At 61.1% G+C, this 24,664-nt stretch carries 24 protein-coding genes and 1 tRNA gene; 20 read left to right on the top strand and 5 right to left on the bottom strand.

The window, feature by feature from the left end; genetic code table 11:
- The first annotated feature begins 28 nt into the window (after window positions 1-28).
- The 3 genes from CHU95_RS08785 (at window position 29) to rfaE1 (ending at window position 3,554) form a co-directional block, all read left to right on the top strand.
- Window positions 29-1,357 carry an ActS/PrrB/RegB family redox-sensitive histidine kinase gene (locus tag CHU95_RS08785; protein ID WP_094455763.1) on the top strand — a complete coding sequence of 443 codons (1,329 nt, stop codon included), beginning with the start codon at window positions 29-31 and terminating at the stop codon, window positions 1,355-1,357.
- 54 nt (window positions 1,358-1,411) lie between these two features.
- A complete protein-coding gene (locus CHU95_RS08790) occupies window positions 1,412-1,993 on the top strand; it encodes an ActR/PrrA/RegA family redox response regulator transcription factor (RefSeq protein ID WP_245838067.1) in 582 nt (193 codons plus the stop codon).
- A gap of 106 nt (window positions 1,994-2,099) precedes the next feature.
- Complete coding sequence (gene rfaE1 / locus CHU95_RS08795; RefSeq protein ID WP_094455765.1) at window positions 2,100-3,554, top strand: D-glycero-beta-D-manno-heptose-7-phosphate kinase; 1,455 nt, start codon at window positions 2,100-2,102, stop codon at window positions 3,552-3,554.
- A 19-nt stretch (window positions 3,555-3,573) separates the two neighbouring features.
- Here the strand turns inward: rfaE1 and CHU95_RS08800 are convergent, their stop codons facing one another.
- Both CHU95_RS08800 and CHU95_RS08805 read right to left on the bottom strand, forming a co-directional pair.
- Window positions 3,574-3,792 carry a DUF1150 family protein gene (locus CHU95_RS08800; protein ID WP_094455767.1) on the bottom strand — a complete coding sequence of 73 codons (219 nt, stop codon included), beginning with the start codon at window positions 3,790-3,792 and terminating at the stop codon, window positions 3,574-3,576.
- A 153-nt stretch (window positions 3,793-3,945) separates the two neighbouring features.
- A complete protein-coding gene (locus tag CHU95_RS08805; protein ID WP_245838068.1) occupies window positions 3,946-4,431 on the bottom strand; it encodes an Hsp20 family protein in 486 nt (161 codons plus the stop codon).
- A gap of 360 nt (window positions 4,432-4,791) precedes the next feature.
- Here CHU95_RS08805 and dapE point away from each other — a divergent pair, with 360 nt between their 5' ends.
- From dapE to CHU95_RS08865, 12 genes are all read left to right on the top strand, one after another.
- Complete coding sequence (gene dapE, locus CHU95_RS08810) at window positions 4,792-5,946, top strand: succinyl-diaminopimelate desuccinylase (protein WP_094455771.1); 1,155 nt, start codon at window positions 4,792-4,794, stop codon at window positions 5,944-5,946.
- Window positions 5,943-6,488 (top strand): hypothetical protein, encoded by a 546-nt coding sequence (locus CHU95_RS08815; protein ID WP_094455773.1) that lies wholly within the window; start codon window positions 5,943-5,945, stop codon window positions 6,486-6,488. Before dapE ends, CHU95_RS08815 begins: the two co-directional genes overlap by 4 nt.
- A 139-nt stretch (window positions 6,489-6,627) precedes the next feature.
- Window positions 6,628-7,791, top strand: coding sequence for an ATP phosphoribosyltransferase regulatory subunit (locus CHU95_RS08820; protein WP_094455775.1), 1,164 nt, complete (start codon window positions 6,628-6,630; stop codon window positions 7,789-7,791).
- A gap of 78 nt (window positions 7,792-7,869) precedes the next feature.
- Window positions 7,870-9,162: an adenylosuccinate synthase gene (locus CHU95_RS08825; protein WP_094455777.1), complete on the top strand. Its 1,293-nt coding sequence runs from the start codon at window positions 7,870-7,872 to the stop codon at window positions 9,160-9,162.
- 300 nt (window positions 9,163-9,462) lie between these two features.
- Window positions 9,463-9,663, top strand: coding sequence for a 50S ribosomal protein L35 (gene rpmI / locus CHU95_RS08830; protein WP_029012316.1), 201 nt, complete (start codon window positions 9,463-9,465; stop codon window positions 9,661-9,663).
- Between the two features lie 12 nt (window positions 9,664-9,675).
- The gene (gene rplT, locus CHU95_RS08835; RefSeq protein WP_094455779.1) at window positions 9,676-10,038 is read left to right on the top strand and encodes a 50S ribosomal protein L20; all 363 of its coding nucleotides are present in this window, start codon (window positions 9,676-9,678) and stop codon (window positions 10,036-10,038) included.
- A 143-nt stretch (window positions 10,039-10,181) separates the two neighbouring features.
- A complete protein-coding gene (locus tag CHU95_RS08840) occupies window positions 10,182-10,424 on the top strand; it encodes a hypothetical protein (protein WP_094455781.1) in 243 nt (80 codons plus the stop codon).
- The gene (locus tag CHU95_RS08845; protein WP_094455783.1) at window positions 10,421-10,873 is read left to right on the top strand and encodes a type II toxin-antitoxin system VapC family toxin; all 453 of its coding nucleotides are present in this window, start codon (window positions 10,421-10,423) and stop codon (window positions 10,871-10,873) included. Before CHU95_RS08840 ends, CHU95_RS08845 begins: the two co-directional genes overlap by 4 nt.
- 12 nt (window positions 10,874-10,885) lie before the next feature.
- On the top strand, window positions 10,886-11,962 hold the full coding sequence (gene pheS, locus CHU95_RS08850) for a phenylalanine--tRNA ligase subunit alpha (RefSeq protein WP_094455785.1): 1,077 nt from the start codon (window positions 10,886-10,888) through the stop codon (window positions 11,960-11,962).
- 30 nt (window positions 11,963-11,992) lie between these two features.
- Window positions 11,993-14,386 (top strand): phenylalanine--tRNA ligase subunit beta, encoded by a 2,394-nt coding sequence (gene pheT, locus CHU95_RS08855; RefSeq protein WP_094455787.1) that lies wholly within the window; start codon window positions 11,993-11,995, stop codon window positions 14,384-14,386.
- A 493-nt stretch (window positions 14,387-14,879) separates the two neighbouring features.
- Window positions 14,880-16,565 carry a methyl-accepting chemotaxis protein gene (locus tag CHU95_RS08860; RefSeq protein ID WP_094455789.1) on the top strand — a complete coding sequence of 562 codons (1,686 nt, stop codon included), beginning with the start codon at window positions 14,880-14,882 and terminating at the stop codon, window positions 16,563-16,565.
- Window positions 16,566-16,741: 176 nt separating this feature from the next.
- Window positions 16,742-17,311 carry a YceI family protein gene (locus CHU95_RS08865; protein ID WP_094455791.1) on the top strand — a complete coding sequence of 190 codons (570 nt, stop codon included), beginning with the start codon at window positions 16,742-16,744 and terminating at the stop codon, window positions 17,309-17,311.
- On the opposite strand, the gene meaB is transcribed toward CHU95_RS08865, so the two are convergent.
- Window positions 17,253-18,245, bottom strand: coding sequence for a methylmalonyl Co-A mutase-associated GTPase MeaB (gene meaB, locus CHU95_RS08870; RefSeq protein WP_094455793.1), 993 nt, complete (start codon window positions 18,243-18,245; stop codon window positions 17,253-17,255). The genes CHU95_RS08865 and meaB overlap by 59 nt on opposite strands.
- A 179-nt stretch (window positions 18,246-18,424) precedes the next feature.
- Here meaB and CHU95_RS22075 point away from each other — a divergent pair, with 179 nt between their 5' ends.
- Complete coding sequence (locus tag CHU95_RS22075; RefSeq protein WP_133065483.1) at window positions 18,425-18,808, top strand: hypothetical protein; 384 nt, start codon at window positions 18,425-18,427, stop codon at window positions 18,806-18,808.
- 3 nt (window positions 18,809-18,811) lie between these two features.
- On the opposite strand, the gene mtgA is transcribed toward CHU95_RS22075, so the two are convergent.
- Window positions 18,812-19,474 (bottom strand): monofunctional biosynthetic peptidoglycan transglycosylase, encoded by a 663-nt coding sequence (gene mtgA / locus CHU95_RS08880; protein ID WP_245838069.1) that lies wholly within the window; start codon window positions 19,472-19,474, stop codon window positions 18,812-18,814.
- Window positions 19,475-19,626: 152 nt separating this feature from the next.
- Between mtgA and CHU95_RS08885 the strand changes: the two genes are divergently transcribed.
- Window positions 19,627-20,265, top strand: a complete 639-nt coding sequence (locus tag CHU95_RS08885) for a glutathione S-transferase family protein (protein ID WP_094455797.1) — start codon at window positions 19,627-19,629, stop codon at window positions 20,263-20,265.
- A gap of 26 nt (window positions 20,266-20,291) precedes the next feature.
- On the opposite strand, the gene CHU95_RS08890 is transcribed toward CHU95_RS08885, so the two are convergent.
- Window positions 20,292-21,497, bottom strand: a complete 1,206-nt coding sequence (locus CHU95_RS08890) for an SEL1-like repeat protein (RefSeq protein WP_094455799.1) — start codon at window positions 21,495-21,497, stop codon at window positions 20,292-20,294.
- 189 nt (window positions 21,498-21,686) lie between these two features.
- Between CHU95_RS08890 and CHU95_RS08895 the strand changes: the two genes are divergently transcribed.
- The 3 genes from CHU95_RS08895 to CHU95_RS08905 all read left to right on the top strand — a co-directional run bounded on the left by CHU95_RS08895 (window position 21,687) and on the right by CHU95_RS08905 (window position 24,517).
- Window positions 21,687-21,761 (top strand) — tRNA-Gln (locus CHU95_RS08895).
- 295 nt (window positions 21,762-22,056) lie between these two features.
- Entirely contained in the window at window positions 22,057-23,343 is a 1,287-nt protein-coding gene (locus CHU95_RS08900; protein WP_094455801.1) for an EAL domain-containing protein, read from the top strand.
- 187 nt (window positions 23,344-23,530) lie between these two features.
- A complete protein-coding gene (locus CHU95_RS08905; RefSeq protein WP_133065484.1) occupies window positions 23,531-24,517 on the top strand; it encodes a hypothetical protein in 987 nt (328 codons plus the stop codon).
- Window positions 24,518-24,664: the final 147 nt, after the last annotated feature.

Raw genomic sequence — 24,664 nt, forward strand, 5'->3', positions numbered from 1 at the left:
CGATTGCGGATGATGATGGGATATAGGGATGAGTGAGGCAATCACCAACACCACAGGTTCCGTTTCTGCAACCCGGTCCGGCCCGGCCCTGGTATCGGCAGAAGGAAGGGTCAGTGCCCGCACCCTGATCACCATTCGCTGGATTGCGGTGGCCGGGCAGTTTGCGACCCTGACCACGGTCATGGCCTTGTTTGAATTTGAACTGGCGTTGGCGCAGGCTTTGGCCGGAGTTGGCGTGTCGGTGCTGGTCAATCTTTATGCCGCCCGCCGGCTGGCCACACACCCGTTTCTGGATGACCGGGAGGCCGCGCTTTACCTCGCGTATGACATGGTGCAACTGACAGCCCTTCTCTATCTGACGGGCGGCCTTGATAATCCGTTTGCGGTGCTGATGCTGGCGCCTCTGACCGTTGCAGCCAGCGCGCTGGGCCGGATGGCGGTCATTGTGCTGACGTCCCTGGCAGTCTGCTGCTTCACGGGTCTGGCGCTGGTGGCGACCCCGTTACCCTGGCCGGGGGCGGAAGCGGCGGCCCTGCCGCCATTGTACCGGTTTGGCGTCTGGGTGGCACTGACCCTCTCGGCTGGATTTATTGCGGCCTATCTCTATCAGGTGGCAGATGGCGCCCGTCGCCTGTCCGGGGCGTTGAATGCCAGCCAGGATGCCCTGGCGCGGGCGCAGCGTGCCTCTGCCGTGGGCGCGCTGGCGGCGGCGGCGGCGCATGAATTGGGCAGCCCGCTGGGGACCATCGCGGTGGTGGCCAAGGAACTGGCCCGCGATATCCCGCTTGATAGCCCGATTGCCGAGGATGTGGCCCTGCTGCAAAGTCAGGTCGCGCGCTGCCGCGACATTTTGGCCGAACTGTCCCGTCGGCCCGGCGACCGGGGCGGCGCGGAACCGATTGTGCCGCTGGCCGCCCTGATCGAGACGACGGCGGCCCCCTATCTGCGTCACGGTATCGACCTGTTGATCGAAACGGTCGCGGAACCGGAAGAGGGGGCGCCACAGGTACAGTCAGTACCCGAAATGGTGCATGGCCTTGCCAATATACTTCAAAACGCTATGCAGTTTGCCCATGAACGGGTGACGGTGACGGCGGATTGGACCGCACCGGGGTTGACTCTGCGGGTGCAGGATGACGGGCCGGGTTATCCGGCGACATTGGTTGCCCGTCTGGGCGAACCCTATGTCAGTGGTCGCAACCCCGCTGCACGGGAGGCGGCGGGCAATATGGGTCTGGGCCTGTTCATCGCGCAGACTTTGCTGGAGCGGTCTGGTGCATCCGTTCGCTATATGAATGGCAGGGCTGGTGGCGCGGTGGTGGTCATTCGCTGGAAACATCCTACATTCACCGTGTAGAAAGTTTCACAGGCCTAAGAAGAACGCCCATACGCAGGAAGGGACCCCGTAACCATGACGGACGCGGCGCTTGATGCTGGCGAACAGCCGAAACTGACCTTCACGGGCGATGCCTCACGCTCGCTGCTGATTGTGGATGATGATGCGCCCTTCCGTATCCGCCTGGCCCGTGCCATGGAACGGCGTGGCTTTGATGTGGTGGCTGTGGACAGCGTCAATCTGGGTGTCGAGGTGGCCCATGAAAGCGCTCCACGCTTTGCCGTTGTCGACCTGCGCCTGGGTGATGGCTCTGGTCTTGATGTGGTAAAGGCGCTGCGCGATGCACGGCCTGATGCCCGCGTCGTCATGTTGACCGGATATGGCAATATCGCTACGGCGGTCGCGGCTGTGAAGTTCGGTGCCGTTGACTATCTGCCCAAACCGGCCGACGCCGACGCGGTGGAAGCGGCGCTGCTGACCGATGGTCCCCTGCCGCCGCCGCCGGAAAGCCCAATGTCCGCCGATCGTGTCCGCTGGGAACATATTCAGCGGGTGTTTGAACAATGCGACCGCAATGTGTCGGAGACGGCCCGTCGGCTGAAAATGCACCGCCGCACCTTGCAGCGTATCTTGAATAAACACGCTCCCAAGGCCTGACCGCTCTGTCTTTGAGTGGCATGCGCTGCGCATCAATGGAGAGGCTGGCGGTTATGGCAGGGGGTGGCTATCCTTGTCGCCTTCCGTCTCCGTTAACGCCCGGGCCATGACCACCGACCTGAACAGCCTGATCGACGCCATTGCCGGTACCCGCATCCTTGTGGTGGGGGATGTCATGCTGGACCGGTTCATCCATGGCCGGGTGGATCGGATATCACCAGAAGCGCCGATCCCGGTGCTGCGGGTGCAGCGGGAAACCGCCATGCCGGGCGGGGCGGGCAATGTCGTGGCCAATATGGTCGCCCTGGGCGTGGAAGCTGACCTGATCAGCGTCGTAGGTGATGATGCCGCGGGCCAGGAACTGTCCCGGCTGATGCTGACATTGAACGGACAGCGTAACAGTTTATTGACGAGCACCAACCGTCCCACCACAACCAAAACAAGGTTTGTGGCTGGGGGGCAGCAGTTGCTCCGCGCGGATGCGGAAACCGACATACCGCTGTCGGATGCGGATGCCACACAGTTGTTGGCGCTGGCGGCAACAAAGATGCCCGATGTCAGCATGCTGGTCCTTTCCGATTACAATAAGGGTGTCCTGACCAGTGAAGTATCAGCAGCCCTGATTGAACTGGCGCGGGCGGCGGGAGTGCGGGTGCTGGTCGATCCCAAGGGGCGGGATTATGCCCGTTATCGCGGCGCCTATTGTGTTACCCCCAACATGCGAGAACTGGCGGACGCCACGGGCATCATGCCCGCCGACACGGCCAGTCTGGTGGCGACGGCGCGCACCCTGGCCAATTGCCATGGTATCGCAGCGGTCGTGGCTACCCGCAGCGAACAGGGCATGAGTGTGGTCCCGGCCGATGGTGCGGCCACGCATCTTTACGCCAGGGCCAGGGAAGTATTCGATGTGTCGGGGGCCGGCGACACGGTGGTTGCCGTGCTGGCCGCTGCCTTGACTGCTGGTGCTGACCTTGTGGAAGCGGCAACCCTGGCTAATGTTGCGGCCGGTGTCGTTGTGGCCAAGGTGGGCACGGCCACCGTCCGCCCCAATGAATTGCGCGACGCTTTGGGGCACGCCATTGTCGCCGGGCCTGGGTCAAAGAGCGTCACGCTGGACCAGGCGGTTGAACAAGTGGAGCGTTGGCGTCGGCAGGGGCTGCGGGTAGGTTTCACCAATGGCTGTTTTGACCTGCTACATCCAGGCCATGTCAGCCTGATCGCCCAGGCCCGCGCACAATGTGACCGTCTGGTCTTAGGTCTTAACAGCGATGACAGCGTACGACGCCTGAAGGGCCCGGCCCGGCCGGTGCAGAATGTGACATCGCGTGCTACGGTTCTGTCGGCGTTAGGCGATGTTGATCTGGTCGTTACCTTTGCCGACGATACGCCATTGACGCTGATCAAGGCGCTGCGCCCCGATATCCTGGTGAAGGGGGCCGATTATAAAATCGACGATGTGGTGGGTGCCAAAGAGGTTATGGGCTGGGGTGGACGCGTGGTCCTGGCAGATCTGGCTGCTGGACACAGCACCACCAACACAATCGAGCGGATGAAATAGTGAGGCCATGGGCCTGCTTTCATTGCAGGCTCAACGGCTCCATATCGTGCTGTCGCACCGTCGCAAAGGCCACATCCTGACGTTCGACCACCGTGAGCATCGTACCGTCTGCGGCATGGATCGCATAGGCTGGCTTACCCTCCGTCTGGGTGGGCTTCACATAAGCCAGATCATTGACGCCGAAAGCAGCGAAATCCTTGGGGCTCAACCGGCGCAGATACTGAATGGTCGGATTCATGTCCCCCGGAACTCCACGTCTTTTTCCTGCACGCATCCGACAGGAAACAAAAGGGTTGGCGTCACCCCATTTAGACGGTCAAGAGTTGAAATATGGTTTACAACTTGTGACATACGAAGCCCCAAGGGCAGGGCAAAAGGCAGAATCCCGGTGTCAGGCACGACGGTCGGGTGAGACATCAATGGTGCGCGGGCTCTCGCCGCTGCCATTCTCGCCAGTACCGATCTTGATGGTTCGGACCTTGGGTTCTGGGATTGGCCGGCGCAAATCCACATGCAACAGGCCATTGTCCAGATTGCATCCCACGACCTCAATACCTTCGGCCAGGACAAAACTGCGCTGGAATTGCCGGGCGGCGATGCCGCGATGCAAATAGATGCGGTTCTTATCGTCGGCTTGTTTGCCCCGGATCACCAGTTGATTGTCCTCCATCTGGACCGCAAGATCCTCGGAGGTGAATCCAGCGACAGCCAGGGTGATGCGCAGCCCATCAGGACCAGTTTGTTCGATATTGTAAGGTGGGTAGCCTTCGTTGGCGTTCTTGGCGATACGGTCAAGTGTACGTTCGAACTGGTCGAAGCCCAGCAGGAACGGGCTGTTGAACAGCGACAGGCGGGTCGTCACGTCTGGTCCCCTCATGATTGAGCGAGTCCGGGGTCTGCTCTCCCCGTCGGTACCGCCGGCCCTTACAGGCACCGGTGGAGACCGCGTAATACATCATAAATGGGTATTGCGCCCCGCTGGTCAAGACAAGCTCGATCATGCGGTATGCAATCCCCAGAATCTGTGGATAAAGCTGTGGGTGCCGCCGGAGTCGCGGCCCGATTCAAGCCTTGTCTTTACCAATGATCAATAAATAGGCATTTTTAGGACAAGCGTTTTCGTCAGCCTATTGGCTATCCCTTGAAACGAAGCGGGGCCGCGTCAATCAGCAGGATGGCGGTGGCACGCAACTGCGGGTAAAAAGCCTGCACCCTTTCCGTACAGAGCTTCCACGCCATGACGATTGATCCCGTTTCCCTCACTCAGGACCTGATCCGCTGCCCCAGCGTCACCCCCGCCGATGCTGGTGCCTTGGGGGTTTTGCAGCGGGTGCTAGAGGCAATGGGCTTTACCTGTCACCGTCTGGTCTTCGGGGAAGCGGGCACCGATCCCATAGATAATCTTTATGCGCGGTTAGGAACCGGTAGCCCCAATTTCTGTTTCGCTGGCCATACGGATGTCGTTCCGGTCGGCGATGCGGCGGCGTGGACCGTTGATCCTTTCGGTGCCGAAATTATCAATGGTAAACTTTACGGCCGCGGTACGTCCGATATGAAAGGTGCAATCGCTGCCTTTGCAGCGGCAGTTAAATCGTTTTTAGACCGGAACGGTGCGCCCAACGGCTCCATCTCCCTGCTGATTACCGGGGATGAGGAGGGGCCAAGCATCAATGGCACGCGTAAGGTGCTGGACTGGATGCAGGCGAACGGAGAGGTGATCGACGCCTGTCTGGTCGGCGAACCGACCAACCCCCATGCTCTGGGCGACATGATGAAGATCGGACGGCGCGGGTCGGTAACCGCGACCCTGATTGCCTATGGGGCCCAGGGCCATGTTGCGTATCCGCATCTGGCCGATAATCCGCTGCCGCGCCTGACGCGGGCCCTGTCTATGCTGGCCGACAGCCCGCTGGACGAAGGGACACCGCATTTCCAACCCAGTACGTTGGCCGTCACCACGATTGATGTCGGCAACCCGGCCAGTAATGTCATCCCTGCCAAAGGGACAGCCAAATTCAATATCCGGTTCAATGACCTGCACACGCCCAAGAGCCTGGAAGCGCACATCCGCGACGTGCTGGAGGAGGTTGGTGGGGCCTGGGATATCAAGATGGCTGTGTCCGGGGAGGCATTCCTGACCCCACCGGGTGCCCTGGTCGCCACAGTCTCGGGCGCGGTGGCAGCCGTCACCGGGCGGGAGCCGGAACTGTCAACCTCCGGCGGCACATCTGATGCCCGTTTCATCAAAAATTTCTGCCCGGTGGTGGAATTTGGGCTGGTCGGACAGACCATGCATAAGGTGGATGAACATGTGGACGTGGAGGATATCCGCTTGCTTGCCGCTATCTACGACCGCGTTCTGACCGATTTCTTTGCCAAGGCGGTATCATGAGCGCGCTGACTGGTGCATTGCGGTTGGCCGCCTTGGATAAGCGTGGCATCACGCTGATTGATCCTTCACCCTTGGCGGCTTGGCGCAGTTTGGTCCTGCTGGTGCCTCTGCTGCTGATCGGTGCGATCGCTGATCTGGCGACCTTGCCAGAAGGGATCGCGCCAATTCCCTATCTGCCGTTGGGAGTGGCGGTGTCCGCCATGCAGATGACGGGTTACCTGCTGGTGGTCTCCCGAATCCTGGAAACGACGGGCCGCGATGACCGGTTCGCGATCTTCGTCTCGACCTATGCCTGGTGCAGTATTGTGAGCAGCACGGTGGCTCTGGTCGTCCTGGCTGTGAGCTTGAACGCGTCGGAGCCTGTGGCCAATGGCATCGGCTTAGGGTTCTTCATGTGGAATCTGTATTATGGGTGGTTCGCCGTCCGGTCGGCGCTGGGCTGTTCCGGCGCCGTGGCGGCTGGGTTCGTTGCTTTGGAATTTCTCACTGTACTGGCTACCTATGCACTGCCGTTGCAGCTCGTGCTGGCAGCCCAGGGCTGATCCCGCCGCGCGCAAGGCTGCCCGCCTGCCCATGCGGGGTGTTTGCATTTGCGTGAAACCGGTCCCTGGGCTAAGACCGGTTACCGGTGTTGGGGTTCCTCCCTTCGCTTGACGGCACTCACCATCGGTAAGCCCAGACATGACCGATACGCCCCCGAAGGCCCTGGCGGCCAAGGCGCTGCTGCCCACCGGACTGCGTGACCTGCTTCCCCCGGATGCGGAGCATGAAGCGCAGGTTGTTGGTCGTCTGCTGAAGGAATTCCATCGCCACGGCTATGAGCGGGTGAAACCGCCACTGGTGGAGTTCGAGGAGGGGCTGCTGTCCGGTTCCGCGGCCAGTCTGGCCAACCAGACCTTTCGCATCATGGACCCGGTGTCGCAGCGGATGATGGGCGTGCGGTCCGACATGACACCGCAGGTCGCCCGCATCGCCACGACCCGCCTGCGCAAGGCGCCGCGCCCGCTGCGCCTATCCTATGCGGGGCAAGTCCTGCGCGTGAAAGGCAGCAGCCTGCGCCAGGAACGGCAGTTCGGACAGGTCGGTGTGGAGCTGATTGGCCCCGACCGGGCCGACGCGGATGCTGAGATTATCCTGCTGGCCGCTTCGGCTCTGTCGTCGGTAGGGGCCAAGGGCATTTCCATCGACCTGACGGTGCCCACCTTGGTGCCGGCCGTGGCGCGCGCCCTGTCCCTGTCCGACGATGATTATGCCCGCCTGCGCGCCGCACTGGACCACCGCGACGCCGCCGCCCTGGCTGAGGCTGCCGGTCCGCACGCGTCACTGTTCTTGTCCATCCTGGGTGCTAGTGGCCCGGCGCCGGCGGCGGTGGAACGGCTGTCCGCCGTGGATATGCCCGACGTGGCCAAGGCTGCACGCCAGGAACTGGCCGACGTCGTGCGCCTCATCGCGGCTGCGGCACCGGGCCTGTCTGTCACCATCGACCCCGTTGAAATGCGCGGGTTTGAATATCAGACGGGCGTCAGCTTCACGATTTTCGCGCGCGGCGTACGGGGTGAACTGGGTCGGGGTGGCCGGTATCGCACCGGCGGGGCCGATCCGGTGGGCGAACCCGCCACGGGCTTCACGCTCTATACCGACACGGTCCTGCGTGCCCTGCCCGGCCCGTCGCCGGTCAAGCGAGTATTGCTGCCACTGGGTACCGATTACGCTGATGCCCAGGCGCTGCGCGCCCAGGGCTGGCATACAGTTGCCGCCATGGCGGTGGCCAGTGATCTGGCGGCGGAGGCCAAGCGTCTCTCCTGCTCACATTTGTTGACGGCGGACGGGCCGGCGCCCGTCTGACCATTTGACCGAAACCAACCTAGGGTGCGGGCCCAGCCGGGCCACGGACCCGGACGTCTCACGCAAGCGAGGAATATCATGGCCAATGTGGCGGTCGTCGGGTCCCAGTGGGGCGACGAAGGCAAGGGCAAGATCGTCGACTGGCTGTCCAGCCGGGCCGATGTCGTGGTCCGCTTCCAGGGCGGTCACAATGCTGGCCATACGCTGGTGATCAACGGCGTGGTCTATAAGCTTTCCCTGCTGCCCAGCGGCGTGGTCCGCCCTGGCAAGCTGTCGGTGATCGGCAATGGCGTCGTGGTCGACCCCTGGGCCTTGCTGAAGGAAATCGCGGCCATTCAGGAAAAGGGTGTCGAAATCACACCCGAGACCCTGCTGGTGGCGGAAAACTGCGCCCTGATCCTGCCGCTGCACAGCGCGGTGGATAAGGCGCGTGAGGAAGCGCGCGGCGTCAACAAGATCGGCACCACGGGCCGTGGCATCGGCCCGGCGTACGAGGACAAGGTGGCCCGCCGCGCCATCCGCGTCTGTGATCTGGCCGATGAGGCGGTGCTGGAGCACAAGGTCGAACAGCTTCTGTTCCACCACAATGCTTTGCTGCGCGGCCTGGGCGCCGAGGAGTTAGCCAAGGACGAGGTTCTGGCCCAGTTGCGCGAGGTGGCGCCCAAGCTGCTGCCCTATAGCGCTGTGGTCTGGAAGCGTCTGGATGAGGCGCGCCGCCAGGGCAAGCGCATCCTGTTCGAAGGGGCGCAGGGGGCCATGCTGGACGTGGATCACGGTACCTACCCGTTCGTTACCTCCTCCAACACGGTGGCCGGCAATGCCGCCGCCGGGTCGGGCATGGGGCCGGGTGCTGTCGGCCACGTACTGGGTATCACCAAGGCCTATACCACGCGCGTCGGCTCCGGTCCGTTCCCTACCGAACTGCATGACGAGATCGGAGACAGGATCGGCCAGCGTGGTCATGAGTTTGGCACTGTCACGGGCCGCAAGCGCCGCTGCGGCTGGTTTGATGCCGTCATGGTGCGTCAGGCCATCAAGACCGGCGGCATCACCGGTATCGCACTGACCAAGCTGGACGTGCTGGACGGGTTCGAGACGCTCAAGGTCTGCACAGGCTATAAGCTGAATGGCGAGGTGATCCAGCACCTGCCCGCCGGCCAGACGGCCCAGGCTCAGGTGGAACCGATCTATGAGACGTTCGAGGGCTGGAGCGAAAGCACCCAGGGCGCGCGTTCCTGGGCCCAGTTGCCCGCCGCTGCCATCAAATATGTGCGTCGGATCGAGGAACTGATCGAGGCCCCGGTGACGCTGCTGTCCACCAGCCCCGAACGCGACGACACGATCCTGATGAAGGATCCGTTTGAGGATTGAGGGGAGCTAAATCCTTCGGCGTGATCTTTTCATTGCTTTCCCCGCGAAAGCGGGGACCCGGGGGCGACAGGCCCGACAGTTTAATGCGCATGACCCCTGGACCCCCGCTTTCGCGGGGGAGGCAAATAGGTTGGGCATATTGGCACTTCCAGACTCGCCGGGTGCCCATGTGGAGTCTGCTTACCTAGGCTTCTTGCCAAGAAGGGCCACCTCCTCTATAAGCACCCGCTCCATCGGACGGTGCGGCCGGGCGAGAAGCCCGGGGCATGCCCACCGTCCACATGTGAAGAAGGACCGAAAATGCCCAAGTTGAAGAACCATTCGGGCGCCAAGAAGCGGTTTAAGTTCACCGCTTCGGGCAAGGTGAAGGCCCAGGCCGCTGGCAAGCGCCACGGCATGAGCAAGCGCCCCCTGAAGATGAAGCGTAACGCGCGTGGTACGTTCGTTATGTTCAAGGCCGACGGCGAGAAGATCGCCGAGAATTTCCTGCGGGTTAAGTGAGAGGACTGACCTATGGCACGCGTTAAGCGGGGCGTCACCACTCACGCCCGTCACAAGAAGATCCTGAAGCTCGCCAAGGGCTATCGTGGTCGCGGTTCCAAGTGCTATCGCGTTGCGATTGAAAAGGTCGAAAAGGCGCTTCGTTACGCCTATCGCGACCGTCGCAACAAGAAGCGCGATTTCCGCGGCCTGTGGATTCAGCGTATCAACGCCGGTGCACGCCTGCACGGGCTGAAGTACAGCACCCTGATCCACGGCCTGAAGCGCGCCGGTATCGAGCTGGACCGTAAGGTTCTGTCCGACATCGCCGCCCGCGAGCCGGAGAGCTTTAAGAGCCTGTGCGATCAGGCCCAGGCTGCTCTCAAGGCCGCCTGATTTCCGACTATCGGATTTCAGAACGGTTGCAAGTTGAAAGGGGGAGCAGGCCCGGCGGGCCCGCTCCCCCTTTTGCTTGTGCGGCCAATATTGTGCCCGCCATCTGTGCTATCATCGGGGCCGCACCGGAACCGGAGGACACCATGGGTTCGCTGACCATCCGCATCGACGATGAAGCCTTGATCAAGGGACTGGAAGACCGCGCCTTGCGGTCGGGCCGCACGATCGAGGAAGAGGTGGCGGCTGTTCTGACCGAAATGGTGCAGCCCGGCCAGACGGATCGGACAGCATTGCTGGCCCGCATGGACATATTCCGCCAAAGCCTTGCGGGTCGCATCATGACCCCGTCAGAGGACCTCCTGCGCCAGATGCGGGACGAACGATGAGGCTTGTCGTTGACGCCAGCGTGATTGCGAAATGGGTCCTGCCAGAGCCGATGTCGGCTGAGGCGCGGGCCCTACTGGATCATGAGGTGATGGTTCCCGATCTTGCCTTTGCCGAGATCGCCAACCTCCTGACCATGCGCGTCATACGCGGGGAGATGACAGCATCAGAGGCATCACGGGCCTTACAGATCGTCTTGTCCCTGAACCCCGTCTCCTTTCCCAGTCGGGATTTGGTATCAGAGGCCCTAGCCATGGCCGGGAATCTGCGACACCCGGCCTATGATCTGGTTTATGTGGCGCTGGCCCGCCAGCAAGGTGCCCGATTTGTGACAGCGGACAAGCGACTGGTGGCCAAGATCCGCAATCTGGATATGCCTCCGCCCTGGGCCTCGCTTGTCACCCCCTTGACCGACTTCCAACCGGGCGCTTCCGCCCCCACCCTTTCCTGACCCGGATCCATCATGGACACGCTCGATACGCTCAAGGCCGAAACGCTGGCCACCATCGCCTCTGCCACCGATAGCGCCGCCCTGGAAGAGGTGCGGGTTGCCGTCATGGGCAAGAAGGGCAGCATCACGGCCCTGATGGGCGATATGCGCAACCTGTCACCGGACGAGCGCAAGGCCCGTGGTGCCACGCTGAACGCGGTGAAGACCGCCGTGGAGGCCGCGATTGAGGGCCGTCGGGCGGAGTTGAAGAGTATCGAGTTGGAGCGCCGCCTGGCGTCGGAACGCATTGACGTCACCCTGGCCCCCCGGCCCGAAACCCAGGGCCGCATCCACCCGATCAGCCAGACCGTGGATGAGATGGTGGCGATTTTCGCCGCCATGGGCTTCACCGTCGCCGAAGGGCCGGATATCGAGACGGACTTCAACAATTTCACGGCGTTGAACATCCCGCCGGAACATCCGGCCCGGCAGATGCACGACACCTTCTATCTGCCGCCCTCGCCGGAAGGGGCGGCCCGTGTCCTGCGCACCCATACCAGCCCTGTGCAGATCCGCACCTTGCTGAAGAACAAGCCGCCCATCCGCATCATTGCGCCGGGCCGCACCTATCGGTCGGACTATGATCAGACGCACACACCCGTCTTCCATCAGATCGAAGGTCTGGTGATCGGCGAGGATATCCATATGGGCCATCTGAAGGGCTGCATCCTGGAATTTTGCCGCGCCTTCTTCCAGATCGACGACCTGCCCATCCGCTTCCGCCCCAGTTTCTTCCCCTTCACCGAACCCTCGGCAGAGGTGGATATCGGCTGCTCGCGCAAGGGCGGGGAACTGAAGCTGGGCAATCATGGCGACTGGCTGGAAATCATGGGCTCCGGCATGGTGCATCCCAAGGTGTTGGAGAATTGCGGCATCGACAGCACCAAGTACCAGGGCTTTGCCTTTGGTATGGGGATCGAGCGCGTGGCCATGCTGAAATACGGCATCCCCGACCTGCGCTCCTTCTTCGATGCCGACCTGCGCTGGCTGCGCCATTACGGCTTCGTGCCGCTGGACCAGCCGAACCTGGCGCAGGGCCTTTCCCGCTGATCAGCCACGAAGAATTCCGAGGACGTTGAAATGAAGTTCACCCTTTCCTGGCTGAAGACGCATCTCGACACCGATGCCACGCTGGACCAGATCACCGATGCGCTGACGGCCCTGGGTCTGGAGGTCGAGGGGGTCGAGGATCGGGGCGCCGCCTTGTCGGCCTTCCGCATCGCCCATGTCGTATCAGCGGAAAAGCACCCGAACGCCGACAAGCTGCGCCTGTGCATGGTCGATACCGGTGCAGGTGAGCCGGTGCAGGTGGTCTGCGGCGCGCCCAATGCGCGGGCCGGCATCAAGGTGGTCTTCGCCGCCCCCGGCACTGTCATCCCCGTGTCGGGCGACACGCTCTCCATCGGCACCATCCGTGGCGTGGAAAGCCGGGGCATGATGTGTTCGGAGCGCGAACTGCTGCTGTCCGACGAACATAATGGCATTATCGAGCTGCCGGAGGATGCCCCCGTGGGCGGCTCCTTCGCCGATTGGCGCGGCCTGTCCGACCCGGTGATCGAGATCGCGCTGACGCCCGACCGCGTCGATTGCGCCGGGGTGCGCGGGGTCGCCCGCGACCTTGCAGCATCCGGTCTGGGCACGCTGAAGCCGCTGGCCCCCATGCGCGTGACGCCCGCCTTTGACAACCCGTTGAAGGTCAATCTGGACCATCCCGGCTGCCCGCAAATCGCCTTCCGCCTGATTCGGGGCGTCAAGAACGGCCCCAGCCCGAAATGGCTGGCCGACCGGTTGCTGGCCGTGGGCCTTCGCCCGATCAGTGCGTTGGTCGATATCACCAATTATTTCAGCCTGGACCTGTGCCGCCCGCTGCATGTTTTTGACGCAGCAAAGCTGTCAGGCGGCATCACCCTGAAGCCGACGGCGGAGGGAGACACGCTGCTGGCGCTCAACGGTAAGGAATATGCCGTGCCCGCCGGCCTGATCGGCATCTATGACGATGCCAAGATGATCTCCATGGCCGGCGTCATGGGCGGGGAGACCACGGGCGTCACCGCCGACACCACCGATGTCGTGCTGGAAGTGGCAACGTTTGAGCCGGTGCGCGTCGCCGAGGCGGGCCGCGCCCTGCAACTGGACAGCGACGCCCGCTATCGCTTTGAACGCGGTGTGGACCCGGCCAACATCCTGGAGAAGGTCGAACTGGCCACCGCCTTGATCCTGGAGCTGTGCGGCGGATCCGCCGGCGCCGTCAGCCTGACGGGCGCTGAACCCGCCTGGCAGCGCACCCTGACCCTGCGCCCGGCGCGGGTGGCCGCATTGGGCGGCGTCGACGTGCCGGTGGATGAACAGGTCCGGATCCTGTCCGTCCTGGGCTTCACCGTTACCCGCCGCGACGACGGCGTGCTGGTGGCGGATGTCCCGTCCTGGCGCCGCGATGTGGAGGGCGAGGCCGACCTGGTGGAAGAGGTGTTGCGCGTCAACGGATTCGACAAGATTCCGGCCACACCGCTGCCGCGGGAGGTGGGCACACCCGCCCCGGCACTGTCCAACGATCAACGCCGCCGTTTCAATGCCCGCCGGGCGGCGGCGGAACGCGGCCTGCTGGAATCGGTGACCTGGTCCTTTGTCGACCCCAAGGTTGCGGCGCTGTTCGATGGCGACAAGGATGAACTGCGCCTGCTGAACCCGATCAGCGCCGATCTGGCCGTGATGCGCCCGTCGATTCTGGGCACCCTGGTGCCAGCCGCCGGCCGCAACGCTGCCAAGGGCTTCAAGGATGTCGGTCTGTTCGAGGTTGGCCCGGCCTTCCGCGACGGGTCTGAAACGGGTCAGGATCTGGTGGTGGCCGGCGTGCGCGCCGGTGCTGCCGTGCTGCGTAACTGGTCGAAGGGCGAACGCCCTGTCGATGCTTTCGATGTCAAGGGCGATGCCTTGGCCATCCTGGAGGCGGCCGGTGCGCCCGTCGCCAATCTTCAGGTCACCCGTGATGCGCCGGGCTGGTATCACCCTGGCCGTTCGGGGAGCTTCCGCTTGGGCCCCACGGTGTTGGGCCGCTTTGGCGAGTTGCATCCTGCCCTGTTGGAGGCGCTGGACGTGTCCGGTCCTGTGGTGGCGTTTGAGTTGTTCCTAGACGCCGTTCCCGCCCCCAAGAAGAAGGGCGGCACGGCCAAGCCCCTGCTGGTCCTGTCGCCGTTCCAGCCGGTGGACCGGGACTTCGCCTTCCTGGTGGCCAACAGCACCGACAGTGACAGGCTGGTGAAGGCCGCCAAGGGGGCCGACAAGGCCCTGATTAGCGATGTCAGCATCTTCGACATCTATGAAGGCAAGGGTGTGGAGCCCGGCTTCAAGTCGGTGGCCCTGTCGGTCAAGCTCCAGCCGGTCGACAAAACCCTCACCGACAAGGAGATCGAGGATGTAGCCGCCAAGGTGGTGGCCGCTGTCGCCAAAGCGACGGGCGCATCCTTGCGCGGTTGATCCACGCAGCCGGCAACAGCAGCAAAGGGGCATCACGCAGGTGATGCCCCTTTTTTCATGGCTATTATGAGCGACCTGCATGTCAAACGCTGCGGCTTACGCAGACGACATGTTTACATGACGTTTACGTAAGGTGGGTTGAAACCCATCTTTCCGGTTTGGAACTTTGTGATTCCATTATAACGCTGAAGCGCATTTCTTATTGATGCCATGTTTTCACCATGAAAACAATCACGATACACTTCCCTGAGTGCAATAAATAATACCCATATACAAAATTCCATTCAAATACACATTGCATCGCGCCAAAGTCTATAACAACAAAATGCCGTCACACCTTTGTCGCGTCCCTTGGAAAACAGGGCAAAATCGCTATCTGGCAGGTGTTGACCCCTTGGCTTGACTGTCGAAACACCGCTACAGTGAAAGAAAACAAAATGGCGCCCGAAGCCAGTTCAGGGTGGGCAAGCCGAAAAAAGTATCGGGAGGGAACATGCGTGCGCTTAAAAATCTTCCCATCGTGTGGAAGCTGGTTCTGCCATTGCTGCTGATGGGCGTGCTGACCATCGGCACGTCGCTCTACGCCCTGTTCCAGATGGAGGCGGTGGGCAATGAATATCGCGCTATGCTGGACCGGTCGGAAAATGCCAAGGCCATCTTGAACGCGCGGGAGACCGCCACCGACCTCGGTCGCCTGGGCTATACCATGGTCGCGGAGACGGACAGCTTCATCCTGGACAGCATGCAGGACGAAATCGCCCTGAAGCGGGATGAACTGGCGGGCCATCTGGACCGTGTGGAGAAGATCCTGCCCGAACGTAAGGCAGATATCGACGCGATCCGGGAGGATACGCGGCGCATGTTGGAGATTGTTGAACAGGCCCGGCAATTGGCGCTGGAAGGCAAGGGTGCGCAGGCCGCTGCCATTCTGGTTGACCGGTTTGATATCAAACTGACCGACGTCCTCGACAAGCTGGCTGTGACGACTGGTGATGTAGAGGCCAAGCTGGCTGGCGGCAAGCAAGCCGCTCAGAGCCGGTTTGACCGTGCGCTGGCCGTCACGCTGATCGTGGGTCTGTCGGGTACGGCCATTGTGCTGGCCCTGGGCATCGCGCTTGGCATGGTTGGCATTTCCCGCCCCCTGCGCCGCATCGTCACTATGATGACTAAGCTGGCCGATGGCGACCTGACGGTGAAAGTGTCGGGTGGCGACCGTCGGGATGAGATCGGCGCCACGGCCCGTGCGCTCGCCGTGTTCCAGAAAGGCATGCGCGAGGCGGAAACCATGCGCAACGAACAGGCCGCCATGGAAGAACGGGTGGAAGCACAGAAGCGTCAGGCCATGACCCAACTGGCCGATGATTTCGAAAACAGCATGAACGCCGTGGTCAGCGCCGTCGGTGGCGCCGCCGACCGCATGCGTGGTACCGCCCAGGGCCTTAACAGTGTGGCTGATGAAACCAACCGGCAGTCCGAAGCGGTGGCCAGTGCCGCTGAACAGGCGGCCGAGAATGTGAACACGGTTGCGGCCGCAGCCGAGCAACTGACCGCATCCATTAACGAAATCTCGCGCCGCGTCGCAGAAAGCGCTGCGATTGCTCACGATGCGGTGGCAGAGGCCGAACGGTCGAACAGTACGGTTACCGGGTTGGTGGATGCTGCGCAACGCATTGGGGAGATCGTGCGGTTGATCGGTGACATTGCCAGCCAGACCAATCTTCTGGCCCTGAATGCAACAATTGAGGCGGCACGCGCCGGCGATGCGGGCAAGGGCTTCGCGGTGGTGGCGTCAGAGGTCAAGGCATTGGCTACCCAGACGGCCAAAGCAACGGAGGAAATTGGCAGCCAGATCGCCGCCATGCAGTCCGCTGCCGGCAATGCCGCTGATGCTATTCGTGGTGTCGGCGGGACGATTGATAAGATCAGTGGGATTGTATCCACCATCGCCACCGCCGTGGAGGAACAGGGGGCAGCCACGCGAGAAATTGCCAGTTCTGTGGCTCAAGCAGCGACCGGTACGCAGAATGTCAGCGCCACCATCGGTGAAGTGACTCGTGCTGCTGCTGAAACGGGCTATATGGCCGGGGATGTACTCAGTGCTGCCAATGATCTGGTCGACGAAAGCCATGCCCTTAACCAACAGGTGGCTCAGTTTGTCGCCAAGGTGCGGGCAGGCTGACGGCAAGCGTCCAGCGCGCTGATCCATGGGCACCAGGTCAACGCTGGCCGGTCGCCGCGCGTCCGGCAGGAATGGTTGGCTTGGCCCGCTATTCCCAGCGACCCGCGGCGATGTCAGATTATGGGTGTCGTGGTCCACAGGACCCAATTGGGTAGGAAACACCCTTGATCCGATGGATGCTCCTTGTTGCTACCCTGGCACTATCCAGCCCTGTTCTGGCGTCACCGCAGACACAGGTCGTGACGGCTGCCAATACCCAAGTCAGCTTTTCCATCCGCTATCTGCTGGTGGCAAAGGCCACAGGCCGATTCAGCGATGTTTCTGGCAGCTTTACTTTCGATCCTCAGACGGATGAGGTCGGCGGAATTGATGTCGCCATTGCTACCAGCAGTGTTGATACAGGTAGTCCGGCCCGTGACCGCGACCTGCAGGGGGCTGATTTTTTTGCTTCCGACGAATATCCCACGATGCGTTTCATCGGCCATGAGACGGTCCGGACGGGGCCGCATTCCGGCCGTGTATCGGGCAATCTGACATTGCGGGGGATAACACGGCCTGTCGTTCTTGAGGTCAGCCTGGATCACCGGCGGGCAACGGCCACCACCAGCATCAGGCGCAGTGATTTCGGCATGCAACCCGGTCTGGCCAGCCTTTTTATTGCCGACCGGGTAGCGATTAGAATCGAGATCAGCGATCTGCCCCACGGAACAGACCCAGCAACCGGCGGGCCGCTGCCCCCGGCGTAACCGTACCGGCGGCCGTCGCCTGCTCCAGGGCCGACAGTTCAGTACGAACAGCGTGATCCCCCTGGAAAGCGGCAATCAGATTTTCCCGGATTTCGTTCCACATCCAGGCCCGGGCCTGATCGGCGCGGCGACGGTCAATCGAGCCATCGTGCCCCAGAAGACGCCGATACTCGTTGATTCGATCCCAGATACCGTCAATGCCAACCTTGTTCAGAGCCGAGCAAGACAGAACCGGCACCGGCCAGTTACGGTTGGCTGGGCGCAGAAGCGCAAGGGCATGGCGATATTCTGCCTCTGCGTGCCGGGCGGCATTGGTCAGATCGCCGTCGGCCTTGTTCACCACAATCATGTCGGCCAGTTCGACAATACCTTTCTTGATCCCTTGCAATTCATCGCCGCCCGCCGGTGGAAGCAGCAGTAAAAAAAGATCCACCATGTCGGCGACCGCGGTTTCTGACTGGCCTACGCCCACTGTTTCCACGATCACCACATCAAAGCCTGCGGCTTCCACCAGCAACATGGCCTCGCGCGTCCGACGGGCCACACCGCCAAGTGTGCTGCCGGCGGGGGAGGGGCGGATGAAAGCGCGGGTTTCACGGGACAGCAACTCCATGCGGGTCTTATCGCCCAGGATGGATCCGCCCGTGCGCTGACTTGTTGGATCGATAGCCAGAACCGCAACCTTGTGCCCACACGCGATGACATGCAGGCCGAACGCCTCGATAAAGGTCGACTTGCCAACCCCCGGCACCCCGGTTATTCCCACCCGCACGCCCTGGCCGCTAAAGGGCAGCAATGTCGCTAGCAGCGCCTCTGCCTGGTCGCGGTGGTCGGCGCGTGTGCTTTCCACCAACGTGATGGCCTGTGCCAGCGCGCGGCGGTCACCAGCGCGAACGCGGTCAGCCAGGTCGGCGATGGGCAGGGCGTCGGGCATGGTGTGTCTCCGAGCGGCATAGGGCTCGGTAATGTGTGTCAGCAGGCCGGCCTAGTCAAATCGCCGGGGTGCTGCTGCCAAATCTACACCTTTGGTGTGTGGTCTTTGGCAGCGCTGTTCAAGTGGCCAGACTCCGTGCGATTCTGGAGTTATCCACATGATGCCCACAGGCTTATCCCATGACAGCCACCGCCCAAACCCAGACCGGACCCATACGTTCCCTGCCGGGTACCTTGTCGCTACTACGGTGGTTGGGCAGGCTGTGGCGCAGTCGGCCGCATTCGTCCCCGCCGCTGCTGGGCGTCTCGGTACTGGTGAACGGACAAAAGCTGGCTGTGACTGAGGTAAACGGGTCGGGAATGTGTCTTTTGGGCTATCGCGGTTTGTTGAACCCACAGGACCGGTTCAGTTTTGTCCTGTCGCTCGGCGGTTCTGACATTGCCGGTGAGGCGATTGTTGGTTGGCGCCAAGCTGGCGCCATGGGTGTGGCGTTTTATGATCTGCCCGGTGCAGAACGTGACCGATTGGGGCAGTGCTTGTCACAACGTAATGAAAAGGCCTGATCCCTACCGGGTACAGGTGTCCAGCGCGTCGCGGCGGACAATCTCCATACGCTGCTGCAACACCCCCGCGCGGGATGCAACATAGCGGCCCGGCGGGTTGGCTTTCCATTTCAGCGGATTAGGCAGGATAGCGGCGAGCAGGGCGGCCTCCTGGTTGGAGAGTTCGCTGGTACCCTTACCGAACCAGGTGCGTGCGGCGGCTTCAGCGCCATAGACACCAGGCGCCCACTCCACAATGTTCAGGTAGACCTCCATAATCCGTTTCTTTGGCCAGAAACTTTCCACCAGCAGGGTGAACCAAAGTTCCACTCCTTTGCGCAGCCAAGATCGGTCGGGCCACAGAAAGGCGTTCTTCGCTACCTGTTGGCTGATGGTGCTGCCGCCCCTCAGAGGTTTGCCGGTCTGGTTGCGCTCAAGCGCCCGTTCCACAGCGTCAAGATCAACCCCCATATGGTTGCAGAACCGGCTATCCTCTGCCGCGATGACAGCCCGAACCAGGGCGGGGCTGATCTTTTCCATGGAGCGCCATTCATGGTGCCAGCCATGGCCTTCCAGGGCACGGATGATCATCAACGGGGTCGCCGGCACAGGCAACACGGCGTAGGTCAGGACCCACACTATGGACAGGCCGAACAGCACAGCCACGGTCAGCGCAAGGGCCCGCACTATCTTCCGAATGCTCCAGCGCCTGCCGCTCGCCATCCTCTCCGTATCCCGACAGCCTGCCCGTCCCTGTCCGCATCTTGGTGCGGACAATGGGGGTATGGTCCCTTAAGAGAAGCAAACCTCCGCTACACTCAATGAAGGAGCCACCGGCGATGTACAAGCTTTATGGGAGTCCCGGCATGGCCAATCTGGCACCGCATATGGCGCTGGAAACCATCGGCGTGCCCTATGTGATGGTTTGGGTCGATACGGCCAACCAGCAGCATCACCAGCCAGAGTACCTGCGGCTGAACCCAACCGGCCGGTTGCCGACATTGGTGGATGGCGATCAGCCGATTTTTGAAACGGCCGCCATTCTGCTGCATCTGGCCGACCGGCATCCCCAGGCTGGTCTGCTCCCGCCACTCGGCAGCATTGAACGGGCGCGGGCCTGCCAATGGCTGATCCATCTGACCAATTCGGTGCAGGTTGCCTTTTTAGCCTATTACTATCCGGAGCGTCATGTGATGGACCCTGCCTTTGCTGACAGCGTCAAACAGGCGGCCGAAAACCGCCTGAACGCGCTGTTTGACGTGGTTGAGAAGGCGCTGGAGGGCCGAGAATGGTTGGGCGGGGGCGGGCCCGGCATCGTCGATTTCATGCTGCTGATGATGGTGCGCTGGGGCCGAAACTTTGCTGGGCGACCGCCTCGCCTGTTACATCATCTCGGGGCCCACGCGGCCCGTACCACAGCCTTACCCGCCGTTACCCGTGCCTTTGAACAGGAGGGTTTGGGACAGCCCTGGTACTAGGCCCTTGTTCGTTGCTGAGGACCGTTTCAACCTTGCCGCAAACGGTAGAGCAGGGCCTGGGTGGGTTTGCCGTCGGATGGCAGACCAACCGACTTCTGATAGGCACGGATGGCTGCGGCGGTCCTTTTTCCCAGAAAGCCATCAGCCTTGCCTTTGTGGAATCCTAGTTTGACCAACCGTGTCTGGATCTCCCGGACACCAGCCTGGTCCACCGGTATAGGGCGGTTGGCAATGGTCGTACCGTTAAGCTGAGTCGGGCGGTCTGGCGGGGTGGGGCCATTCGCTTCGCCATCTTCCTCCCCCTCGGCGCTGGTAGGGCTTACAGATGCCGTCGAGCGTCGGATACTGGCACTGCCCGGCGGCCCGCCCAGCATACCGGCAGGCGGGCCTGCTGCCACCTCGACATTGCGACCGCCGGTATCCAGTCGCCGCAGGGCTTGGCTGGCCCCCGTATCGCCGGCATCCTGGGCCTGACGATACCATGCGCGTGCTGCCTCCAGATCGGCGGCGCCATCGACCCCTTGCTCATAAAGCGTGCCCAGCATGTACAGCGCGCGAGCAATGCCAGCATCCGCCGCTTGCTGAAACCAACGCGCTGCCTCGCTGGTGTCACGTTCAACGCCATAACCTTCTGTGTAGAGCAGGCCCAGATCAAAAGCCGCCTCGGCATGCCCCATTTCTGCCGCTTTACGGTACCAGCCGGCGGCCTGTTCCATATCATCCGGTATGCCCAGATCGCCCCGGAACAATTCTGCTAGTGTCCAGGCAGCATCGGCATCGCCCTTGTTGGCGGCCTGTCCATACCAATAAAGCGCGCGGCGCATGTCTACGGCACTGGTCGGCGTTTGCGCGATCAGGGCATCGGCAAGTCCAATCTGGGCTTCAGCCTCCCCTTCACGCGCCTTTGCTTCCAGCAGCTTCAGTTCCGGATCGGCGTTAGCCGGCAGTGGCGGGGGAAGTTGTGTGCCGGCGGCCAACGCTGACGCTGCGGCCCCCGCTGTGACAGCCGCGCCAGCGGCAGCCCCAGCCTTGCGTTTCGCTTTGGGTTTGGCAGCAGTCGTGGTTGCTGCTGTGGTTTTTTTCACCGCAGGTTTAGCGGGTTTCTGCACTGTCGGTTTTTTCGGTTCCGTCACCTGCGCCAGTGATGCCGGCGCCGTCGCCGAAAGCAGCAGAGGCAGGACAAGGCAGCGGGCGAATCGGCGTAGCACGGTGGCAGGGGCTTTGATCGACATTCTTGACAGTTCCGGCACCGGCCGGTCTTTCCGACACTAGGGAGTGGGTATGCACGACACTTTAGCATGACCACTTGTGTTCGCCATATCCAAGCCATCTGGCAAATGTGATGATGAAGCCCTCGCGACCCTATTGCACCCGGCAATCAAACTGACTATGGTGCCGCCCGCCCAGGTAAGGGCCGGTGTTGGGGCGTCGCCAAGCGGTAAGGCAGCGGTTTTTGGTACCGCCATTCCCAGGTTCGAATCCTGGCGCCCCAGCCACCCTGTTGATTTTTCCATCGGATCAAGATGTTGCCCTATGCGTTCCGCCAGCCGGGCGTTACTTCCGCATATATGCGACTGATCCTCTTGCAGAGCGTTGTGAAGCGGTGGAAGATCACGTTAGGAGGAATAGATAAAATTTTGTATACTTGTCCGATGGTGGATAGTCGGATGTATGTCTTTGGGGTATAAATACCCTATGTGAACGCACGGTGGACCCGACGATCACGGAACCCACACGGGACAATGTGCCGCCGGAAACGGCATCCAGGCAGAAGGGCGCAAGGGCAGCTTCATGAATCGCCAACCGAATGCACCGAAACGCGATTGGGTCCGGGTAAAACCCGGCGAGCGTTCGTCTGCCAACGCGATGAATGAAAAGCCCGAATATGATGATCAGAAGCTGCTGACACTGCTGCAGAGTGCCAAGCGCGAGGTGCAGGGTCTGCGCCTGATCCACCTGCATATGTCTTTGCTGAAGGATAAAAGCCAGCTTGATCTGATCTCCATCAAGCGGGCCATGCAGGAAACGGCTGATCAGTCGGCATACCTCCAGCTTTTCTCCCTGTCCAATGACGACGTCATCGTCCTCTATAAGGGCATCAAGTTCTCCTTGATTTCAGACGTCTGCTCTAAGATCGAGAAGCTGATGCTGTCGCGCACCTCCATGGTGAAGCGCAATCCCTATGGGGAAGACAGCCTCTATTCCATCATGGAACTCTCCCTGAACTTCGTGAACGTGATCCGGTTCATCGAAGGGTTGGCCCGGGAGAATGGGCCAGATGCCGCCAAGGCGGAGACAAAGCCGCCAATCACGCTGGAAGAACTGGGCAAGATCGAACGCGCTGTACAGATGTTCGACCTGTCGCCCTTCATGCTGAATCAACCAGTTGTTGACATTACCAACAGCGAACAGAATCAGTTCGAGTATTTCGAGCTTTATATCGCGATAAAGGCGTTGGAAGAGCGGCTGTCACCCAACTACGACATTACCGCCAACAAATGGCTGTTCAGTTATTTTACCGCCAACTTGGATAATTCAGTGCTGAAGGCACTCAATTATGGGGTCGATTTTCTGCGGGGCCGCCGTATTGGGTTGAACCTGAACTTGTCGACCATCATGTCGGCTGCTTTCGTGAAGTTCGATGAACGCCTCACCGCCGATCTACGTGGCAATGTGATCCTGGAGATCAACAAGGCCGATCTGGTGGAGAATATCGACACCTACAAGGAGGTCGTCGATTTTGCCTCGTCCAAAGGCTATCAGATTTGCATCGACGGGCTGAATGACTTTTGGGTCACGCATATGGACCTGGAGTATATGGCCTGCGACTATGCCAAGATATTCTGGAACGACGAAATGGACATGATGTCAGACCATGAATATGAGGTGTTTGCCGAAAAAATCCGGGCTCAGAGCAATTGCCGCTTCATTCTTGCCCGGTGCGGCTCTGTGTCCGGTCTGATGTTCGCGGAGAAGGCTGGTATTCAGTTGGTGCAGGGCCGTATCGTCGACAACATTCTGCGCAAAGGTGTGTTGCTGCGTGACGCCATCAAGAGCGCCAAGATGATGAATGACTAAGCCTTGTACCGTAAAGGTTACAGGGGTCTGTCCATTTCCAAACAGGCACACGCCAGAAATCAACTTAGGGGTTCGTCAACCCACCCTTTGGATGATATGGTTCCGTTCGCAAATGGGGACGGGCCGGCTATACTGGTCGTCACAATGATCGTGGACGATGGGGACCGGGCTTGCCCGGAAGGTTTCAGTGTCTGAAAAAAACCCGACAGACGGCCCAAGCAAGGATCAAGGGGAGCAGAAAGGGGACACCAGTACCCATTTTCTCTTCACCAGCAAGGTCTTCCAGTTGCCTGGCGGCTATTTTGCCCTGTCCAAGGACAACAATGATCCTGTTTTCAATGTGCATTTGGGTGATGTCTGGGGGAAGATTCCGTTCCGTACCCTGCGGGAGAGTTTTCAGATTGAAGACAAGAGCGATGATGCCCGCCTGCTGGGCATCGTGGAAAAGGGTCTGAAATTCGTCAGGGAAATCCGCCCAGGCGACAGCATCCCGCGTGAATTGCTCGACGGTTCGGCGTCCTGGCGTGTTGATGAACGGCACTTGACCATCGCGCGTGGCCGCCTGACCCTGCAACTGGTTTCCTGGATCACGGGCCGGGAATCCATGATCACTGACCGGTTCCAACTGGAACAGATCGTGGAAGACCCCCAGACCAAGCAGAAGGCACAGGAAGCCTTCTCCAAACTGGCCAAACAATTCGGCCTGCCCGAAGACCGCAAACAGGAGATGGTCGATAAGGTCGATTATCTGGCCCGCGAACTGTCCTACATCGAAGCGCTGCGTGACCGCTATTCGCATGTTCAGAAAATCATGTCGAAGCTCAATCAGGCCAAACGCACTTTCAAAGGCGAGGGGCAGGTCGTCGCGGACGTAGCGCGTATGCAGGCTTTGGCCAAGACGCCTGTCGCCAATTTCGATGATATCTTCGACCAAGTGGACGGGCAGACGGCTGAGGTGATGGCCATGCTGCGTACTTTTGATGCCCAGGTCGCCTTCATCCGCCGTATGCGCGATGAGTTGCACACCCTGTTGATGGTGTGGGACGAGATGATCGATATGTGGGATGGGAACGATATCGACAAGGAACCGGAAACCGAAAACCGGTTGAAGCGTACCTATCAGTTCCTGGCCAAGAATTTCCTGATCAGTAAGGTCTGGCAGCGCGGTGGCTGAGGATACGGCCCGGCACCGCAGGGCACAAATGGTGGTCGATACGCGTCAGCCCTTGGCAGTATCGCCGTCCATTTAATTTTCCGATTATTTCATGTAAAAGAAAGACGCATTCGTCGCTCAGTGATCATGCCCTGGCGGTTTTCCGTC

Origin of the sequence: Niveispirillum lacus, from assembly GCF_002251795.1 — a bacterium.
Lineage (GTDB): Bacteria > Pseudomonadota > Alphaproteobacteria > Azospirillales > Azospirillaceae > Niveispirillum > Niveispirillum lacus.

Coding starts and splice junctions, on each gene's coding strand:
- pheT (WP_094455787.1), top strand. CDS start 11,993: ATGAAGTTCACCCTTTCCTGGCTGAAGACGCATCTCGACACCGATGCC.
- rfaE1 (WP_094455765.1), top strand. CDS start 2,100: ATGACCACCGACCTGAACAGCCTGATCGACGCCATTGCCGGTACCCGC.
- CHU95_RS08900 (WP_094455801.1), top strand. CDS start 22,057: ATGAATCGCCAACCGAATGCACCGAAACGCGATTGGGTCCGGGTAAAA.
- CHU95_RS08805 (WP_245838068.1), bottom strand. CDS start 4,431: ATGAGGGGACCAGACGTGACGACCCGCCTGTCGCTGTTCAACAGCCCG.
- meaB (WP_094455793.1), bottom strand. CDS start 18,245: ATGCCCGACGCCCTGCCCATCGCCGACCTGGCTGACCGCGTTCGCGCT.
- CHU95_RS08815 (WP_094455773.1), top strand. CDS start 5,943: ATGAGCGCGCTGACTGGTGCATTGCGGTTGGCCGCCTTGGATAAGCGT.
- pheS (WP_094455785.1), top strand. CDS start 10,886: ATGGACACGCTCGATACGCTCAAGGCCGAAACGCTGGCCACCATCGCC.
- CHU95_RS08785 (WP_094455763.1), top strand. CDS start 29: ATGAGTGAGGCAATCACCAACACCACAGGTTCCGTTTCTGCAACCCGG.
- rpmI (WP_029012316.1), top strand. CDS start 9,463: ATGCCCAAGTTGAAGAACCATTCGGGCGCCAAGAAGCGGTTTAAGTTC.
- CHU95_RS08820 (WP_094455775.1), top strand. CDS start 6,628: ATGACCGATACGCCCCCGAAGGCCCTGGCGGCCAAGGCGCTGCTGCCC.
- CHU95_RS08865 (WP_094455791.1), top strand. CDS start 16,742: ATGCTCCTTGTTGCTACCCTGGCACTATCCAGCCCTGTTCTGGCGTCA.
- CHU95_RS08860 (WP_094455789.1), top strand. CDS start 14,880: ATGCGTGCGCTTAAAAATCTTCCCATCGTGTGGAAGCTGGTTCTGCCA.
- rplT (WP_094455779.1), top strand. CDS start 9,676: ATGGCACGCGTTAAGCGGGGCGTCACCACTCACGCCCGTCACAAGAAG.
- CHU95_RS08840 (WP_094455781.1), top strand. CDS start 10,182: ATGGGTTCGCTGACCATCCGCATCGACGATGAAGCCTTGATCAAGGGA.
- CHU95_RS08845 (WP_094455783.1), top strand. CDS start 10,421: ATGAGGCTTGTCGTTGACGCCAGCGTGATTGCGAAATGGGTCCTGCCA.
- CHU95_RS08885 (WP_094455797.1), top strand. CDS start 19,627: ATGTACAAGCTTTATGGGAGTCCCGGCATGGCCAATCTGGCACCGCAT.
- CHU95_RS08890 (WP_094455799.1), bottom strand. CDS start 21,497: ATGTCGATCAAAGCCCCTGCCACCGTGCTACGCCGATTCGCCCGCTGC.
- CHU95_RS08800 (WP_094455767.1), bottom strand. CDS start 3,792: ATGAATCCGACCATTCAGTATCTGCGCCGGTTGAGCCCCAAGGATTTC.
- CHU95_RS22075 (WP_133065483.1), top strand. CDS start 18,425: ATGACAGCCACCGCCCAAACCCAGACCGGACCCATACGTTCCCTGCCG.
- dapE (WP_094455771.1), top strand. CDS start 4,792: ATGACGATTGATCCCGTTTCCCTCACTCAGGACCTGATCCGCTGCCCC.
- CHU95_RS08790 (WP_245838067.1), top strand. CDS start 1,412: ATGACGGACGCGGCGCTTGATGCTGGCGAACAGCCGAAACTGACCTTC.
- CHU95_RS08825 (WP_094455777.1), top strand. CDS start 7,870: ATGGCCAATGTGGCGGTCGTCGGGTCCCAGTGGGGCGACGAAGGCAAG.